The 17396-nt window shown below is 52.5% G+C and carries 14 protein-coding genes; 8 read left to right on the top strand and 6 right to left on the bottom strand.

Annotated elements, in window-relative coordinates; all coding sequences use genetic code 11:
* The first annotated feature begins 655 nt into the window (after positions 1-655).
* The 8 genes from BN3910_RS07995 to BN3910_RS01020 all read left to right on the top strand — a co-directional run bounded on the left by BN3910_RS07995 (position 656) and on the right by BN3910_RS01020 (position 10170).
* Positions 656-787 (top strand): hypothetical protein, encoded by a 132-nt coding sequence (locus tag BN3910_RS07995; protein ID WP_262361701.1) that lies wholly within the window; start codon positions 656-658, stop codon positions 785-787.
* A gap of 93 nt (positions 788-880) precedes the next feature.
* Complete coding sequence (locus BN3910_RS07865; RefSeq protein ID WP_075967947.1) at positions 881-2782, top strand: TatD family hydrolase; 1902 nt, start codon at positions 881-883, stop codon at positions 2780-2782.
* A gap of 32 nt (positions 2783-2814) precedes the next feature.
* Positions 2815-4659, top strand: coding sequence for an ABC transporter ATP-binding protein (locus BN3910_RS00995; RefSeq protein WP_231862175.1), 1845 nt, complete (start codon positions 2815-2817; stop codon positions 4657-4659).
* A 73-nt stretch (positions 4660-4732) separates the two neighbouring features.
* Complete coding sequence (locus tag BN3910_RS01000) at positions 4733-5500, top strand: SDR family NAD(P)-dependent oxidoreductase (RefSeq protein WP_197457210.1); 768 nt, start codon at positions 4733-4735, stop codon at positions 5498-5500.
* A gap of 80 nt (positions 5501-5580) precedes the next feature.
* A complete protein-coding gene (locus BN3910_RS01005) occupies positions 5581-6207 on the top strand; it encodes a TIGR04100 family radical SAM protein (protein ID WP_197457211.1) in 627 nt (208 codons plus the stop codon).
* Positions 6204-7313 (top strand): Mbeg1-like protein, encoded by a 1110-nt coding sequence (locus tag BN3910_RS01010; protein ID WP_066923374.1) that lies wholly within the window; start codon positions 6204-6206, stop codon positions 7311-7313. Before BN3910_RS01005 ends, BN3910_RS01010 begins: the two co-directional genes overlap by 4 nt.
* 49 nt (positions 7314-7362) lie before the next feature.
* Entirely contained in the window at positions 7363-8781 is a 1419-nt protein-coding gene (locus tag BN3910_RS01015; RefSeq protein WP_066923377.1) for a TldD/PmbA family protein, read from the top strand.
* Between the two features lie 9 nt (positions 8782-8790).
* Entirely contained in the window at positions 8791-10170 is a 1380-nt protein-coding gene (locus BN3910_RS01020) for a metallopeptidase TldD-related protein (protein WP_066923380.1), read from the top strand.
* 1349 nt (positions 10171-11519) lie between these two features.
* Here BN3910_RS01020 and pdxT read toward each other — a convergent pair.
* From pdxT to BN3910_RS01050, 6 genes are all read right to left on the bottom strand, one after another.
* The gene (gene pdxT, locus BN3910_RS07950) at positions 11520-12221 is read right to left on the bottom strand and encodes a pyridoxal 5'-phosphate synthase glutaminase subunit PdxT (RefSeq protein ID WP_066923383.1); all 702 of its coding nucleotides are present in this window, start codon (positions 12219-12221) and stop codon (positions 11520-11522) included.
* On the bottom strand, positions 12221-13096 hold the full coding sequence (pdxS, locus tag BN3910_RS01030; RefSeq protein ID WP_066923386.1) for a pyridoxal 5'-phosphate synthase lyase subunit PdxS: 876 nt from the start codon (positions 13094-13096) through the stop codon (positions 12221-12223). The genes pdxT and pdxS overlap by 1 nt, the downstream gene beginning before the upstream one ends.
* Positions 13097-13244: 148 nt before the next feature.
* Entirely contained in the window at positions 13245-14132 is an 888-nt protein-coding gene (locus tag BN3910_RS01035; RefSeq protein ID WP_066923388.1) for an alpha/beta fold hydrolase, read from the bottom strand.
* 75 nt (positions 14133-14207) lie between these two features.
* Positions 14208-14600 carry a DUF1667 domain-containing protein gene (locus BN3910_RS01040; RefSeq protein WP_066923391.1) on the bottom strand — a complete coding sequence of 131 codons (393 nt, stop codon included), beginning with the start codon at positions 14598-14600 and terminating at the stop codon, positions 14208-14210.
* Positions 14597-15847: an NAD(P)/FAD-dependent oxidoreductase gene (locus BN3910_RS01045; protein ID WP_066923395.1), complete on the bottom strand. Its 1251-nt coding sequence runs from the start codon at positions 15845-15847 to the stop codon at positions 14597-14599. The genes BN3910_RS01040 and BN3910_RS01045 overlap by 4 nt, the downstream gene beginning before the upstream one ends.
* On the bottom strand, positions 15834-17384 hold the full coding sequence (locus BN3910_RS01050; RefSeq protein WP_075967948.1) for an NAD(P)/FAD-dependent oxidoreductase: 1551 nt from the start codon (positions 17382-17384) through the stop codon (positions 15834-15836). Before BN3910_RS01050 ends, BN3910_RS01045 begins: the two co-directional genes overlap by 14 nt.
* Positions 17385-17396: the final 12 nt, after the last annotated feature.

A 17396-nucleotide genomic window follows, 5' to 3' on the forward strand; every position in this document is an offset into this window, starting at 1 on the left:
AATACGCGCGACCCTGGCAAACGCCAAAAAAAGCAGCAAGCCAGGGTCACCATCCCTGACAAACGACGAAATCGATCTCCAACCAGGGTCGGAAAGCCTCTCCGAGACCCTGGCAAACGCCAAAAAAAGTATCCAGCCAGGGTGCACGCCCCTGATAAACGGCGCAATCGATCCTAAGCCAGGGTCGAAAAGCCCCTCCGAGACCCTGACAAACGCCAAAAAAAGCATTTAGCCAGGGTCATCGTCCCTGGTAAATGACGAAATCGAATCTAAACCAGGGTCGAAAAGCTTCTCCGAGACCCTGGCAAGCGTCAAAAAAAGCAGCAAGCCAGGGTGCACGCCCCTGATAAACGACGAAATCGATAATCAATCAGGGTCAAATAGCTCAATCTAGCCCCTGGAAAACGGTAATAAAAGCAGCGAGCCAGGGTACGCGCCCCTGATAGACGACGAAATCGATCCCTAACCAGGGTCGAAAAGCCTCTCCGAGACCCTGGCAAACGCCAAAAAAAGCAGCGAACCAGGGTGCGCGCCCCTGATAAACGACAAAATCCATCATCAGTCAGGGTCGCGACACCTTGCTAAGTTCCTGGCGCATGGCAGAAAAGCTCGTTAGCCAGGGCAGGGCTAGCGTAGCGTCGTTGGGAATTGCGCGTTGGTTGCGCGATTAAGCGGACCGCCGCCGGAAATGCTGTTTGCGGCGCGGTTAGGCGGAGCGTCGTTGGGAATTGTGCGTTGGCTGCGCGATTACGGCGGAGCGCCGCCGGAAATGCTGTTTGCGGCGTGATTTAGATGGAGCGACGCTGGAACCGCCATTGGCGGCGCGTTCCTTATTCCTGCTCATACTCAGGCGTCAGATTAACCAGAATCAAGAGGAAACATGACAAATTCGAACATCCCGCAGCGCCTGCAACGTCTGGCGCTGTTATTACAAGAAACAGGCATACAAAAACTGAATCTTTCTCGTGTGCTGGTGCTCGGACTCGGCGGTGTAGGATCATCCTGTGTGGAGGCGTTGGCACGCGGCGGTATAGGTCATTTGGCTTTGCTGGATGGAGACGTCGTGGAAGAGAGTAATATCAATCGTCAGGCGATTGCGTTCACCTCTACCGTGGGACGTACAAAAACGGAAGTTATGCGGGAGATGGTGCTGGCCATCAATCCGGATTGTGACGTCGATGCGCGAAAACAGTTTTTAACGCGTGAGAACACGGCCGATGTGTTGGATTCTTTTGCCAAGCCAGACGTGGTCTTGGATTGCATTGATACGGTTTCGCAGAAACTCGAAATTGCGGAATGGTGTGCATACCGTCAGATTCCGCTGCTTTCGGCCATGGGCGCTGCGAACAAACGTGATCCCATGGCGCTTCGCTTTTCTCCTGTGGAGAAAACATATAACTGTCCCCTTTCGAAGGTGATGCGTCGAGAATGTCGAAAACGCGGCATTTCTCAACTGGAGGTGATTTTTTCCACTGAGCCACCATTCAGTCCGCAATCCCTGCGTACGGCATCTGTGACGAAAACCGGAACACGGCCTGCCAAGGCGGAGACGTTGGGATCCATGAGCTATATGCCGCCCATTATGGGACAAATGATGGCCGGAAAGGTGATTTGTAGACTGGCAGGACTTGAAGAGATGCCGGAGCCTCCGAGGAAGAAACACGCAGACGAGTGGACGCCGAAAGAAGGAAGGCTGAAAGAGAAGATCATAGAGAAGCAGCCCGTAGAAGAGCGGGCAATAGAAGGGACTTCGACAGAAAAGCGAAAAAAGAGAGATGTGCCGGAGAACCTTTATCTTTTGGATACGCATGCGCACTGGGACTTTTTACCTCCGGATTGTCGTGGGGAAGCCATAAGAATTCTCGACAAAGCACATATTCGTCTGGTTGCCCAAACGGTTCTTCCTTCCGATTTTTTGGCGTTGATCAAAGAAAAAGAAAATACGACAAAAGCAGACCACAATACGAAAAGTTGGCCGATTTTGTCCTTAGGCTTTCACCCCTGGTGGGTGGATACGCCGGAGAAGAACCGCCGGGAATTGGCTTTTTTTGCAGAGGCTTTATCCGGAACGCATTTTATCGGCGAAGTCGGTCTCGATTTCAGTGAAAAACGACTGCTGCAGGCGTCAGTCCAGGAGCAGCAGGCTGTACTGCGACAGATCTTCCGCCTGGTTCGGGAGAAGGCGGTGGAATCGGGTACATCATATGTGTTTTCCTTTCATGCCGTACGCTCGCTGACGCCGCTTTTGGATCTCTATGAAGAAGCGAATCTGGTTTTGCCCAATGTGGTTCCCATCATCCATCGCTTTGCCGGAACAAGCGATGAGCTGACGCGTCTTATCCGCCTGGGCGGACTGCTCTCCGTGCATCCGGCGATGCTCCGGACGAAGCGCGGGTGTGCCTATGTTAAACAGGTACCGGCGGATCGGCTGTTATTGGAAACGGATTTGCCGGAAAAGCCGGTATCGGCGGAACAAAACATCTCCACGAGTTCGTCAGAAGACGGCGCTGAGCGGGAAAACACGATAAACGACGCTGAACGGGCAAATACGATAAACGACGTTGAGCAGGCAAATACGATAAACGACGTTGATCGAGAAAACAGCATGAATCGCTCGGCGCAGCAGGAGGAACACCGATCCGTTGCGAGCACCTTTGCCGAGGAAGTAAAAAACAGTCTTTCGAAAACGCTCGCTCGTCTCTCGGATTTACGGGGGGAGGAGATGGCGGAAACGATAGAAAAAACGCAGAGAAAGCTCTACGGTTGGCCGGAAGAGCAGTAAACACATGAAAACGAAAAACGAGAGGAGGGCACATGCCCAAGTCTATGCAGGGCGCTACAGTGAAGAAAGAACAGAATGTGAATGGAAAGCAGCATAATGGCGCCCAAACCATCACAAAGACCTATGACACCGGCGAATTATTGCGCCGGTTTTTGCCGTATTTGCTGCGTTATCGCGGCTTATTGATTTTGGATTTATTTTGTGCGGCACTGACGACGATTTGCGATATTGTGTTGCCACGAATCATGTCCGTCTTAACCAATACGGCGATGATGCGCCCTGAGACAATGAGCGCCGGTTGGATTGGCCAGCTGACACTGCTTTACGTTATTCTACGTCTGATTGATGCAGCCGCTTATTATTATATGTGTTCACAGGGACACATCATGGGCGTTTATATCGAAACCGATATGCGCATGGATGCGTTTCGCAAGTTGGAAACGCTCAGTGATTCCTACTATTCCAACACGAAAATCGGACATATTATGGGCCGCATTACTTCGGATCTCTTTGATGTGACGGAATTTGCGCACCATTGTCCGGAAGAGTTTTTTATTGCGGCGATAAAAATCATTGTATCGTTCATCATTTTGTCGTTCTCCTCATTGGCCTTGACGGTGCTGATTTTCGCCTGTATGCCGTTGATGCTTTTTGTTTCCATTCGCCTGAATCATCGCTTTCGGGCAGCAACGAAATCGCAGCGTGTGGAAATCGGTAATCTGAACGCTCGTATTGAGGATTCGTTGCTGGGACAGCGTGTCGTGAAGGCCTTTACGTCGGAAGACATTGAGCTGGAAAAGTTTGCCGAGGGCAACCACCGCATGAAGGAAATTAAAAAAGAGCGCTATCGGGCAATGGCAAATTTTAATATGTCCACGCGTCTCTTCGACGGTCTGATGTACACCATAACGATTGCGGCAGGTGGGCTCTTCCTGGTGAAGGGCAAAATTACACCGGGGGATCTTGTCGCCTATGTACTCTATGTGACGACGCTCATTGCGACCATTCGTCGCATTGTGGAATTTGCCGAGCAGTTTTCCATGGGGCTTACCGGCATCGAGCGTTTCTTTGAATTGATGGACACCCCGGCGGATATTGTGGATGCGCCGGATGCCAAGCCGCTCGTGGTCAAGGGCGGAGAGATCGTCTTCGATCATGTGACCTTTGCCTATCCGGATGAAAACAACCGTGTGCTGCATGATCTTTGCCTGACGATTCACTCCGGCGAAAATCTTGCATTGGTGGGAGAGAGCGGCGGAGGAAAAACTACCCTGTCTTCGCTGATCCCCCGTTTTTATGATACGACATCGGGAAGTGTAAAAATTGACGGACAGGACGTGAAGACGTTGCAACTCAAAAGCCTTCGACAAAATATCGGCATTGTTCAGCAAGATGTGTATCTCTTTTCGGGTACGGTGGCGGAGAACATTGCCTACGGGCGTCCCGGTGCTACGGAGGAGGAGATTGAACATGCAGCGGAGCTCGCCGGGGCACATGCCTTCATTGTCGATCTTCCTCACGGTTATGACACCTATGTCGGCGAGCGGGGTGTTAAGCTTTCCGGCGGCCAAAAGCAGCGGATCGCCATCGCGCGCGTGTTTCTCAAAAATCCGCCTATTCTTCTTCTGGATGAGGCAACCAGCGCGTTGGATAATGAAAGTGAAATGCTCATCGAGAAGAGCCTCGAAGATCTGTCTTCCGGGCGAACGACGCTTACCATTGCCCACCGGCTGACCACGATTCAACATGCGGATCGTATCGTTGTTTTAGGGAAGGAAGGCATTGAAGAACAGGGAACGCACGAAGAACTGTTGGCAAATCAGGGGACCTATTATCGCCTATGGACGGGCGGAGAACGAAAAGAAAAAATACGGTGATCATCGACAACCGTGACCACAACAGGTGCAAGAAACATAAACAAAGGAAAGTAAAAATGAAAGGAGCGGGATTGTGCAAACCATAGCGATTATTACCGGTGCCTCGTCCGGGTTGGGATGGGAGTTTGCGACACAATTGGATGCCGCCGAACGCGTTGATTCATTTTGGCTTATTGCCCGGCGCAAGGAGCGCCTGGAAGCGCTCGCTGGCGCCTTAACAACGCCGGCACGGATATTTGCCGGGGATCTCACCGATCCCGCATTTTTGGAGACAATTCGATCCGCGCTGAAGAACGAATCGGTGCAGATCGCCACGCTGGTGAATTCCGCCGGATTTGGTAAAATAGGAAGCGTGGAAGCGCTCGGCGAGGAGGAAAATGCGGCGATGATTGCACTGAATGTCGATGCACTTTCGCGGATGACCTCTCTTTGCCTGCCGTATATGCAGCGGGGCGGGCACATTTTTCAGCTGGCGTCAGTCGCCGCTTTTTTGCCCCAACCGACGTTTGCCGTCTATGCCGCGACAAAATCCTTTGTTCTCAGTTATTCGCGTGCGCTGCACCGGGAGCTGAAACCGCAGCATATTACGGTAACAGCGGTATGTCCGAACCCCGTGGAGACGGAATTTTTCGATCATGCGGGCTCAGCAAAAGGCGTGTCGGCAATTAAAAAAATTGGGGTGGAACAGGCGCAAACAGTGGTACAGACAGCGATTCGACGTGCAGAAAAGGGAAAGGAGATTTCCCTCTCCAGCGGTATGGCAAAATGCATTCACGTCGTGAGCAAACTTCTTCCTCACCGTTTTGTGTTGTGGGTGGAAAAACGCATGGGCATGTACTAAGCAATGCGTTACGGCTTTCTCATGTTGTTCGCTTGCCGGAAATTGGAAATGTGCAATGTTTATCGTAGAAAGGAATGATCATGGAATCCATTGGAACCGTGCTTTATGACTATGGCGACGGCCTCTACGTTAATTTGACAAATAAATGTCCTTGTCGCTGTTCCTTTTGTGTGCGGGAACAGATGGACGGGGTGGGGGATGCAGATTCGTTATGGCTGAAACGGGAGCCCACGGAAGAGGAAGTGAAGACGATGCTTGCAAAGCGCGACCTTTCGGCATGCCGTGAACTGGTTTTCTGCGGTTATGGTGAGCCGACGGAACGCCTTGACGTGCTTCTTTCGGTGGCACGCTATGCTAAGGAAAAACGATCCGATTTGCCCATTCGCATCAATACGAACGGTCTGGCGGACTTACTATATGGGCGAGATACGACGGGCGATTTGAAGGGGCTCATCGATACGGTATCCATCAGCTTGAATGCCTCAAATGCCAAAAGCTATGCGGAACTGTGCCGTCCGCAATTCGGTGAGCGTGCTTTTGATGCCATTTTGGACTATGCTTTCCGGGCAAAAAAAGTCGTTCCTGAGGTGGTTTTTTCCGTCGTTGGCTTCAGTCTTTCGGAAGAGGAAATTGCGATTTGCCGGGGTATTGCCCGGCATCTGGGCGTAGCATTTCGTGTACGGGAAGCGGAAACGGGGAATCGATGACCATTGAAGACTATATAAAAGAACAGAAGGATGTGCCGTTTTCAGCACTTCCGTTTCACGATGTGGACAACACCGTTTTGGCGGAATTGACCTATATCGATTTTGACGACATTTTTCATAACGAAGAAGAAAATCGAAACGGTTTGCCTCTTGCAGAGGTTTCACGACGTTTTTTTGCGACGCATGATGCCGAGGAGATCGATAAGAAGGCGAAGTTCTGTGATCGTGCGCCACTGCTTATGCGCGAAATGGCAAAGGGCGAGCGATTTCGTGATATGCTTCTTTCCCACTATGTGAACGAGGTGGACGATGAGGATACCATGCAGTTTTCGGCGCTGGTTTTTCATCTGTCTGAGGATTCCTGGTATGTCGCCTATCGCGGTACGGATGCCTCGTTTACCGGCTGGAAGGAAAGTCTGTTGATGAGCTATCTTGAGGAAACCGGGGGCTCAAAGGAGGCAGTTGCCTATCTGGATCGCCTGGGCGGCGAGCATCCAGGCGAATTTATCGTCGGTGGGCATTCCAAAGGCGGCTATTTTGCGATGTACGCATCGATTTTCTGTCGACCGGAAATACAGGATCGCATCACGGTCGTCTACAACAACGACGGCCCGGGAATGCACGAGAAGATCATTTTCTCACCTGAATATCAAAAGATTCGCCCCCGCATGCGCAATATTGTGCCGGATTCGTCCATCATCGGGCAGCTATTGTTTAATCAGGGCGAGCATAAGGTGATAAAGAGCACTGCGCAGGGTATCTTCCAGCATGATGCACTGACTTGGATCGTAGAGGACACGAAGTTTGCAGAAACGAAGCTGACGCCGTTCAGCTTATTTGTTCAGGCGGCTCTGGGAAACTGGCTGGATACGGTGGACGAGGAAAGTCGTGCGTCCATCATTGATACGGTGTTTTCCGTTCTGGAAATGACCGGATCGGAGACCTTTACCGAATTGCATGAAGAACGGTTGAAAAGTGCCCATATGGTCTTGTCGGGATTGGTAAAGTTGCCGGATGACAAACGAAATGAATTGTTGGGCGCCTTTGCGGCCTTCATCAAAAGCAACCGGAAAGCCGCCATTCAATCTCTTTCGCCTTTCGTTTAGTTGACGTCGGATAATGGACGACTTGATTGTATGAAACACAGGAGGTTTTATGAAATTACAGGCATCTTCTTATTTGCTTGCTCAAAAGGACAAGCTGAAGGAAATGGTTGCCATCTTGGCGAAGGAATTCGCCTATGTTTCCGTCTTGGGGACGGATGTGGATGGAAAAATGTATAAGGTGAGTACGACAAAATCCGCCATTGAGCCGTCGATGGATCAGGAACGCGGTTTCGTCGTGCGCGTATTTCAGGATACGGGCATAAGCGAATATTCCTTTAACGTGGTGGACGTTTCCTATGTCGTTGATCGCGTGCGTGAGATTGCGAAAAAGGATCGGGAGCGCTTCCGGGCCAAGGGGATTCTGCCTTATGCCAAAGCGCCAAGCGACGAACCGGCAACGGTCTACCATCTGGGGGAGGCGAAGTGCTTACCTCAAAACGATGATCCCGGCGAAATTTTGGCACGCCTGCAGGCTATTCATGATGCCAACATCGGAAAATGTGAAGAGGTGTCATTCCTACAGATGACGCATTCTGTGACACAGGTGAATAAGATTTTTCTTTCGCCCAATCGCGACCTCTACCAATCGTATGCCTATGCCAATGCGACCATCGTTGCGCTGGCGACGGATGGCGAAAAACGAAAGTTTGAATATAAGGGGCTTTCTCTTCTGGGGGGATCAGAGCTTTTGGATGAAGTGGAAGCGGAAGTTCCCGGAGTCTGTGCGCGTGCGGTGGAGCTTCTTTCTGCGGAGCGTGTGGAGCCGGGCGAGTATGATATTGTGTGCGAGCCGGACTTTACCGGGCTCATTGCGCATGAAGCCTTCGGTCACGGAACGGAAATGGATATGTTCGTGAAGCACCGTGCGAAGGGAGAAGAGTACCTGAATAAGCGTGTTGCCTCGGATGTCGTGGTCATGCATGATGGCGCAAGCGCGATTGATGAGGTATCCAGTTACGCTTTTGATGATGAGGGAAGCCTCGCTAACGATACGGTGATTATTGACCATGGCATTTTCAAGCGAGGAATGTGTGATGCGCTTTCGGCCCTTCAATTGGGCGTGGAACCGACGGGAAACGGCAAGCGTGAGAGCTATAAGCGTAAGGCGTACACACGCATGACCAACACCTTCTTTGAAGGTGGGACGGATTCCCTTGAGGAGATGATTGCGTCGATTTCGCACGGCTATTTGTTAGAAGGCATGCATTCCGGCATGGAGGATCCGAAGAACTGGGGCATTCAGTGTGTGGCCGCAAAGGCGCGGGAAATTAAGGACGGCAAGCTGACCGGTAAAATCGTCAGTCCGGTGTATCTGACGGGCTATGTGCCGGATCTATTGGAGTCCATTTCCATGGTTTCGCCGAAGGTGGAGATGTCCGGCACGGGATATTGCGGAAAAGGCTGGAAGGAATGGGTCAAGACGTCCACCGGCGGCGCATATATTAAAGCGCGCGGAAAACTGAGTTAGGAGAGTCGTATGCGGGAAACGATTTTGAATATATTGAAGAAAAAAGAGCTTGCCGGCTGGATTGTCACGGAGGAGAACCTGGCTTCGACAGAACTGTTCTTTGTGAAAAACAAGCTGGACCAGAACCGCCTTTGCGAGACCACCGAAACGACGGTAGAGGTCTTTGTTGATTTTGAAGAAGCGGGTGAAGACGGCGTCGAACGCTATAAAGGCAAGGGAGAGGCGCTGCTTTCTGCAGGGGACTCCGCAGAGGAGATCGAGGCACGTATCGATAATGCCATCGTCTCCGCGCGTTTTGTGAAAAACAAGTGGTATCCGATGGCAACCAATACCGCGCAGGCGAAAGTGTCGTCTGATGCATTGGCACAGCCTGATGCGGGGACCGCAGCGTTCGATGCGGCTCTTCATGCGGGGGCTGATGCGAAGTCCACCGCGTTCGATACGGCGTCTCCTTCCAACACGGAGACGCTGAAAACGCAGTATGATGCGCTTTATGAGGCACTGTTTGCGGACTACGGCATGTCGTCGCAGGTTAATTCGGTGGAGCTTTTTGCTGTGGACGGAACGCGCCATGTGCTGACGTCTACCGGGACGGAAGTGACGTATCCGGTGCATCGCTTCGTTTTTGAGCTGGTGACGGATGCCAAGGGAGCGACGGAGAGTGTGGAAATCTTTAATGATTATACCTTCGGCCTTCTTGATGTGGAGCAGGTGCGTGACGTCGTGAAGACACAGTTGGCCGATACGGAAGCGCGTGCCGCTGCGGTGAAGGCACCGAAGCTGGAAAACATCAACGTCATTTTGCGCGGAAGCGCCGTGGAGGATCTGTTGAGCCTTTATGTGGTGCAGGCTTCGGATGAAGCGGTCTACAGCGGTTTTTCGCGTGCTAAGATTGGTGAGCGTTTTACGGGAGAAAATGCTCTACAGCCGCTCAATATTCGCATGGATCCTTCGCTTTCTCATGCCGTGGAAAAGGCCCCGATTGATAAAGATGGTGTGTTGTTGCATCCTTATGATCTTTATCGCGATTCGGTGGTGCAGAATTTCCGTACATCGCAGCAATTCAGCTCCTACATGGATCGAGAAAATATCGGTTCGCCGATTCCATTTGTGGTAGAGGGATCCGATACGCCATATGAAGACTTTCTGGATGAGGATTATCTGGAAATCTACGTTTTCTCATCGTTCGTGTCTTCTCCTATTGAAGGGGATTTCGGTGGGGAGTATCGTTTGGCAAAACTCGTGCAAAATGGCAAGACGACGTTCATTACGGGCGGTTCTCTTTCTGAGAATCTTTTCGAAGCGCAGGATCGCATGGTGTTCAGCAAGGAATGTGAAAAACGCGAAAATTCCTTGGCACCGAAGGCGATTTTGATTCGGAAGAAATAAGCTTCCGCAGGATTGTTCATAAATCTGCACGGCTGTTTGTCGCATGTTTTTCCTCGCTCAGGCAAAGCCACACCGTTCGCTTGCCGATCGCTTCTCCTCGTCAGGAAAAGCCGTCCCGTCAGGCAAAGCGGCCCCGTCTGCTCGCCGCGCGCTTCTCTTCGCCAGGCAAAGCCACCCCATCCGCTCGCCGCTCGCTTCTCCTCGTCCTTTCGTCAGCTTTTTACCTTTGTGGTGGGGACTCGTCGAAGAGGCGGCTCGCGAACGGGGCGGCTTTGTGGTTGGTGTGGAGTGGAAGTCTTGACCGGCCTGTGGCCGTATGGAGGCGACGGAGCGAAGTAAGCGCATCCGTCGCTTTTTTAATGCTTGGAGATCGGGCGAAGTGCGGAGTGAACTTCGGAGGGCGAAGGCGCTTTTCGGGCAGGGACTAGCGGAGCGCCGCTGGAAATTCGGATGGCGGCGCGTTTGAAGACGGAGCGCCGCTTAGCATTGCAATGGCGGCGTGATTTTGGTTCATATACTACATGCGCGCCCCTGACGAAAGCATGAAAGGAAAAGTTACCAGGGTCCGTGTCCCTGAGAAAGAGTAAATTCGTATAAATGCGAGGGCCCAACGATCCCTGATGAATTGCTAAATTGAGATGTTATCAGGGCTGGCGTCCCTGACGAAGAGAAAATTGGTGTGAATATCAGGATCCAACGGCCCCTGATGAATTGATAAATTAAGACGTTATCAGGGACGCCGCCCCTGACGAATGGTTAAAACGAGAAGTTATCAGGGTCGGCGCCCCTGACAAATGGTTAAACTGAGAAGTTATCAGGGCTGGTATCCCTGACGAATGGCAAGTTCGCGTAAATGTCAGGGCCTAACAGCCCCTGACGAATTGCAAAATGAAGGTGTTATCAGGGCCCATGCCCCTGACGCAGAATAGATTTTCGTAAATGCCAGGGCCAAACATCTCCTGATCAATTGCGAAATTAAGAAGATATCAGGGACGTCCCCCCTGACGAATGGTTAAAACGAAATGTTATCAGGGTCGGCATCCCTGACTAAAGGTATATTTTGTGTTAATACCAGGGTCCGTTTCCCTCAGAAGGAGCGCCGCTGGAATGCTGTTGGCGGCGCAGTCACAGAAGGAAAGCCGCCTTCGGCGGCGTTTTCAAATCGCCGGCCTTCGGCCGGCACCTTCTGTCACCGCTAAATTGCGAAGGCGGAACAATCGCCGGCCTTCGGCCGTCACCTTCTGGCATCGTTAAATTGCGGAAGCGGCACAATCGCCGCTATAGTGAAGGCGACGCAACTACCGCTACAGGCTGGCACCTCTGAAATAGAGGAAATAGCAACCTCTGTTTCAGAGGTTGCTATTTCCTTGCTTAACCGTTTCCAAAAATGCCTCATGCAGACGTGCATCCTCAGTCAGCTCCGGATGGAAGGCAAGACCGATCTGGGCGCCGTAGCGCACAGCGACGATGCGATCCGAGATGGTACAAAGTACTTCAACCACCGGCGGGCCGCCACGACCTCCGTTCACCACATCCACCGGCGCATCGCCACGACTTCCGCTCACCACAACCTCCGGCGTGCCGCCGCCACTGCCGCTCACCTCATCAGCCGCCACACCACCATTTCCATCCACCGCCGCGATATACGGCGCGCGAATGAAGACGAGGGGAAAGTCGGTGAGGTTGCCCACGTTTGCGGTGGTGGCAAAACTGGCGAGCTGTCTTCCGTACGCATTACGCCGAACGGTGACGGGAAGTGTCGCCAGATGGGTTGTTTCATCGCCGTCAAGGTGTTGGGCCAGAAGGATCAGTCCGGCGCAAGTCGCGAGCACAGGCATTCCGTTTTGAATACGATCGCGCAAGGGCTCAAGCATATGGAGCTTTCGCAATAGACGTCCCTGAACCGTGCTTTCGCCGCCGGGAAGGACGATGCCGTTGAGACCATCGAGGTCGGAACGTTGACGGACTTCACGTACATCGGCACCGAGACGACGAAGCATTTTTTCGTGTTCGATAAAGGCGCCTTGGAGCGCCAGAACGCCGATGGGCATTATTGGCCTCGTTCTTCCATAATGATGGCAATTTCGCCGGCATTGATGCCGACCATGGCTTCGCCCAGGTCTTCTGAAATTTCAGCGATCAATTTCGCATCGGTGAAGTTGGTCACGGCCTGCACGATGGCGGAAGCGCGTTTGGCGGGATTGCCGGACTTGAAAATGCCGGAACCGACGAAGACGCCTTCCGCGCCAAGCTGCATCATGAGCGCAGCGTCGGCCGGGGTGGCGACGCCGCCGGCGGCAAAGTTGACGACCGGAAGTTTGCCGTGATCATGGACATAGCGCACCAAATCGTAGGGAACCTGCAATGCCTTTGCCGCTTCAAAAAGCTCATCTTCCCGCATGGCGGAAAGCTGCCGAATCTGGGCATTTACCTTGCGCAAATGACGTACGGCCTGAACGACGTCGCCCGTTCCCGGCTCGCCTTTCGTGCGAATCATGGAAGCGCCTTCGCTGATGCGACGAAGCGCTTCTCCGAGGTCACGCGCGCCGCAGACGAACGGTGCTTTGAATGCGGTTTTATCAATATGGTAGACATCATCCGCCGGAGAAAGAACCTCGGACTCATCAATAAAATCGATATCGATGGCCTGCAGAAGCTGCGCCTCCACAAAATGGCCGATACGGCACTTCGCCATCACCGGAATGCTGACGGCCTGTTGAATGCCGCGAATCATCTTGGGATCGCTCATGCGGGACACGCCGCCGGCGGCGCGAATATCCGCCGGAATGCGCTCCAGCGCCATGACCGCACAGGCACCGGCTTCTTCGGCAATCTTGGCCTGTTCCGGCGTGGTCACGTCCATAATGACACCGCCTTTAAGCATCTGTGCCAATCCGCGATTCAGCTCTACTTGTGTTTTCTCCATATTGATCTCCTCATGTGCTTTTATTCTTTACGTTTTGCTATGTGGTCTTATGTTTAACGTTTTGTTATGTGGACTTATTCTTAGCGTTTTGCTTATCTTGGCAACCTCATTGCCCATCACGCAGAAATTTCAAAACATCCTGAAACATTCATTGCTCATCACGCAGAAACTGCAATACATCCTGATACACCTTTTGTCGATCCGTCTCCTGCAAAATTTCATGCGCCATGTTGGGATAAAAAATACTTCGCACATTTTTTCCTGCAGCACGGTAGCGCTCTTCCGCCTGACGGACACCCTTCGTATACTTGCCGACCGGGTCTTTTTCTCCGGCGATGAGCAAAATACGATCGGCACTGCAGTTGCGATAGGTCTCTGCATGGTTCAGACGCAGGACAATATCCATCAGGGTCTCATAGCCTTCCTTCGTAAAGGGCTGACCGCAAAGGGGGTCTTCACGGTAGCGTCGTTGATTTTCCTCATTTACGGAGAGCCAGGCCGTTGGGGGATCACCGCGCTTGCTGAAGGGGCCCGTAACGAGTTTTTGCAGTTTGTGAAGCGGTTTGCCGGAGGGCTGGGTGAGCAAGATCAGTTTAAGAAAATGGGCCAGGAACGAAGGCGTTTGGCCGGTTCCACAGGCAATCAACAAGTCCACATCGTAAAGCGAGGCATAAATGCGCGCTAAAAAAGAACCCATGCTGTGCCCGAAACAGATGGTCTGTTCATGCACGGGGACACTTTGACGGACCAAATCAATATCTTTCAGCACTGTGTCGACGGAAACCATGTCGCCAAGGGGATGCGGGCGGCTGACGCTTTTTCCATGGCCAAGATGGTCGTGGATCAACACATCATAGCCCTGATCGAATAAAAATTCGGCAAAGTCGTGATACCGTTCCTTATGTTCTTGCATGCCGTGCAAGAGCTGAACCAATGCGCGCGGCACATTGCCGACGGCATCAGGTTCATGCGCATAATAAAGGACATCAAGCGGCTGATGACAGGCGCTTTCGACCGAATACTGCTTGGGTTGCATAGGACCTTCTTTCCAATTCACTGATTATAACGTTTGTTGAACCCAGGACACCCCATATGGTTCAGAGGAAACGTATTAATTTGTCGACGTCTCGTTGTCGGCCGAATCGCAGGCCGCTAAATCGCGCGTCGCTACAATGTTCGCCTCCGTGCCGAAGAGATGGGGAATAATGCATTCTCCGCAACGGACGGGAGCCTCGACTTCGACCGCATTGATCAGCGCCATGGCAGCGAAAATCTTCTCTTTGGGAATTTCCCGATCGGTTTTGACCGGCACCACCGGCAAAACGCCGTTATGTACACGTACGGTTGACGCGATATTGCGCAGAGGGGCGGTCAATTCCTGTTTGGCATATTGTTCCCCGCGTGGGCAGCGATTGCCCGTCACGAGGAGCGCTTCACTTTTTTGCTCGATCGTCAGCGTACAACCCATGGGGCAGACAATGCAGACCATTTCTCGTTTTGTCATGACTCCTCCTTGGCGATAAGCCGCAATGGGGAAACGGCCTGTGCGCGCTGTTCAAAGGTGACGTCCACATGAGCCATTTCAGAAGGAATGAGCACGTTTCGCTTGTAGGTTGCAAGCAGCATATCGCCGCTATAAAGCGAAAGCACGACGTTTCGCATACGTCGCATGGGACGGAAAAAGAGACGTACAGCGTCCTTTGTTTCAGGGTCGATGCGGGAAGGCAAAAGATAGGAAATACCTTCGCCTGCAGAAGTCGCCAGCGTAGCAGGAGGAAACGATCCGTGGAGAATATATTCGGCCGCATTTTTTCCGGCATTGCGGCTTTCCTGCGTCACGTAATCTACGATATCGTGTACGTGCAACACATTTCCGCAGGCAAAAATGCCGGGAACGGTGGTTTCCATATGCGAAGAAACTTCCGGACCTTTTGTGCGCGGATGCAGAGCAATTTGTGCCTGACGTGACAGCTCATTTTCAGGAATCAGGCCGATGGAAAGCAGGAGCGTATCACAGGGAACGTCTCGTTCCGTGCCGGGGATTTCCTGCCATTTGTCGTCTACAGCACAAATGGTCACTCCATGAACCCGTTCTTTTCCGTGCACGGCCTTAATTTTATGGTGCAGGTAAAGCGGAATATCATAATCGTTAAGACACTGGGCGATGTTGCGGGGGAGGCCGCTCGATTCCGGAGCAATTTCCACAACGCAGGGAACATGCGCCCCTTCAAGCGTCAAACGACGCGCCATGATGAGCCCAATATCGCCGGATCCATAGATAACCACTTCTTTTCCGACCATGAGTCCTTCCATGTTCATAAGGCGCTGCGCGGTTCCTGCCGTGTAGACGCCCGCCGGACGGTAGCCTCCGAGCGCGACAGAGCCGGCACTGCGTTCACGACAACCCATGGCGAGCACAATGGCCTTCGCTTGGATGGTTATCACACCGGAGGAATTCATGGCGACAATCTGCTTATCGGGCGTGATCTCGACCACCATGGTCTGCAATACATAGGGAATCGCCATGGCATTCACCTGATCGACAAAGCGTTTGGCATATTCGGGTCCGGTCAGTTCTTCTTTGAACTCCTGCACGCCGAATCCGCTGTGGATACACTGATTGAGGATGCCGCCCAGTTCCCGGTCGCGTTCAATAATGAGCAGGGAATCGACACCGTTTTTTTTCGCTTCAATGGCGGCGGCAAGTCCGGCAGGACCTCCGCCGATAATGACAAGATCAATGGTCTTCATGCAAACCATCCTGTTCTGTTTCAGGGTGAGTGCTGTTATCAAGTGTCGCATCGAGCGTGTCGTCATTCCGGCGGCCGACGTCCGGTTGCATCACATCGGCCTGCCCGTCTTTCAGATGTCCGACGAGCAACTTCGATCCGCGACTTTCCTTCAGCAGCGTGGTCGGATCCACACCAAGCTCACGCGCTAAGATGGCGATGACACGCGGTGCACAGAAACCGCCCTGGCAACGCCCCATGCCGGCGCGAACACGACGTTTCACGCCGTCCAGCGTCCGCGCTCCGCCCGGACGGTGGATGGCCTCCACAATCTCCCCTTCGGAGACGGTTTCACATCGACAGATAATATTGCCGTATAAGGGGTTTTTCGCGATTTGTTCCGCTTTTTCCTCCGCGTTGAGTTGCGCCATGCGCACAAAGGCTTTACGATACGGCTGAAAATCCGTTTTTTGCGCAGCGGAAAAGCCGTTATCATGCAACAGACGATCCACTTCTTCCGCAATGGCGGGAGCCGAAACCAATCCCGGCGATTCAATTCCTGCCGCATGGATGACACCCGGCATGTGTTTTGAGGCATAGAGATGAAAATCACCGCTTTCGGGTTTGGCGCGCACGCCGGTAAAGACGCGAATCGTTTGTCCGAGCGCCAGATCCGGTACCGATTTGCGGGCAAGGACATCGACATGACGCAGATCATTGTCGTTTACCGTAGTATCGTGTTCATCGCTCACCGCGTCTGCGGTGGGCCCCACGAGCGTGCTGCCATCATAAGTCGGCGCAACCAATACGCCTTTACCATTTTCCGTCGGCGTTTGAAAAAGAACGGTATGAATACATTCATCGTTGGTTTTATCCAACAGGCGATAGACCCCTTTGGTCGGACGTAGACGGATTTCCTTATCGCCGGCCATGGCGGCGATTCGCCCGGCTCCGAGCCCGGCAGCATTGACAACGAAGCGCGTCTCCATATCTCCGTGCTCCGTATGCACCAAAAGGTGATCACCGCAACGTTCCATGCCGAAAACTTCTGTTTCGGTGAAAAGTGATAAGCCGTTTTCGATGGCGTTTTCGATCATGCCATAGGTAAAATTAAAGGGATCTACGACGCCGGACGTCGGACAGTAGAGCGCTTTTTTTACGTTCTTTGCAACACGCGGCTCCAGCGCAAAAATTTCCGGCGGATCCAGCAGGGAGAGCGGAGTCACGCCATTTGCTTTTCCCCGCTCCAACAAAACGTGCAACTGAGCAATATCCTCGTCATCAAAGGCCAGAACCAGCGAGCCCACTTGATGATAGGCAAACCCCAATTCTTCACTCAGTTTTGTCATCAGGTGGTTGCCGCGCACATTCATGGCCGCTTTTTTTGTCCCCGGAATGCAATCAAATCCGCCATGCGCGATGGCCGAGTTGGCTTTCGTGGTTTCCTGCCCGACTTCGGTGTTCTTTTCCAACAGACCGACACGGCAGGCATATCGGGAGAGTTGTCTTCCGATCGAACAGCCGACAATTCCGCCGCCGATAATGAGTACATCAAACATTATTTCTCCTTT

The organism is Murdochiella massiliensis (assembly GCF_900059565.1).
In the GTDB taxonomy this organism is placed as follows: domain Bacteria; phylum Bacillota; class Clostridia; order Tissierellales; family Peptoniphilaceae; genus Murdochiella; species Murdochiella massiliensis.

Coding starts and splice junctions, on each gene's coding strand:
- BN3910_RS01040 (WP_066923391.1), bottom strand. CDS start 14,600: ATGACAAAACGAGAAATGGTCTGCATTGTCTGCCCCATGGGTTGTACG.
- pdxS (WP_066923386.1), bottom strand. CDS start 13,096: ATGGAGAAAACACAAGTAGAGCTGAATCGCGGATTGGCACAGATGCTT.
- pdxT (WP_066923383.1), bottom strand. CDS start 12,221: ATGCCCATCGGCGTTCTGGCGCTCCAAGGCGCCTTTATCGAACACGAA.
- BN3910_RS07865 (WP_075967947.1), top strand. CDS start 881: ATGACAAATTCGAACATCCCGCAGCGCCTGCAACGTCTGGCGCTGTTA.
- BN3910_RS00995 (WP_231862175.1), top strand. CDS start 2,815: ATGCCCAAGTCTATGCAGGGCGCTACAGTGAAGAAAGAACAGAATGTG.
- BN3910_RS01010 (WP_066923374.1), top strand. CDS start 6,204: ATGACCATTGAAGACTATATAAAAGAACAGAAGGATGTGCCGTTTTCA.
- BN3910_RS01020 (WP_066923380.1), top strand. CDS start 8,791: ATGCGGGAAACGATTTTGAATATATTGAAGAAAAAAGAGCTTGCCGGC.
- BN3910_RS01005 (WP_197457211.1), top strand. CDS start 5,581: ATGGAATCCATTGGAACCGTGCTTTATGACTATGGCGACGGCCTCTAC.
- BN3910_RS01035 (WP_066923388.1), bottom strand. CDS start 14,132: ATGCAACCCAAGCAGTATTCGGTCGAAAGCGCCTGTCATCAGCCGCTT.
- BN3910_RS01045 (WP_066923395.1), bottom strand. CDS start 15,847: ATGAAGACCATTGATCTTGTCATTATCGGCGGAGGTCCTGCCGGACTT.
- BN3910_RS01015 (WP_066923377.1), top strand. CDS start 7,363: ATGAAATTACAGGCATCTTCTTATTTGCTTGCTCAAAAGGACAAGCTG.
- BN3910_RS01050 (WP_075967948.1), bottom strand. CDS start 17,384: ATGTTTGATGTACTCATTATCGGCGGCGGAATTGTCGGCTGTTCGATC.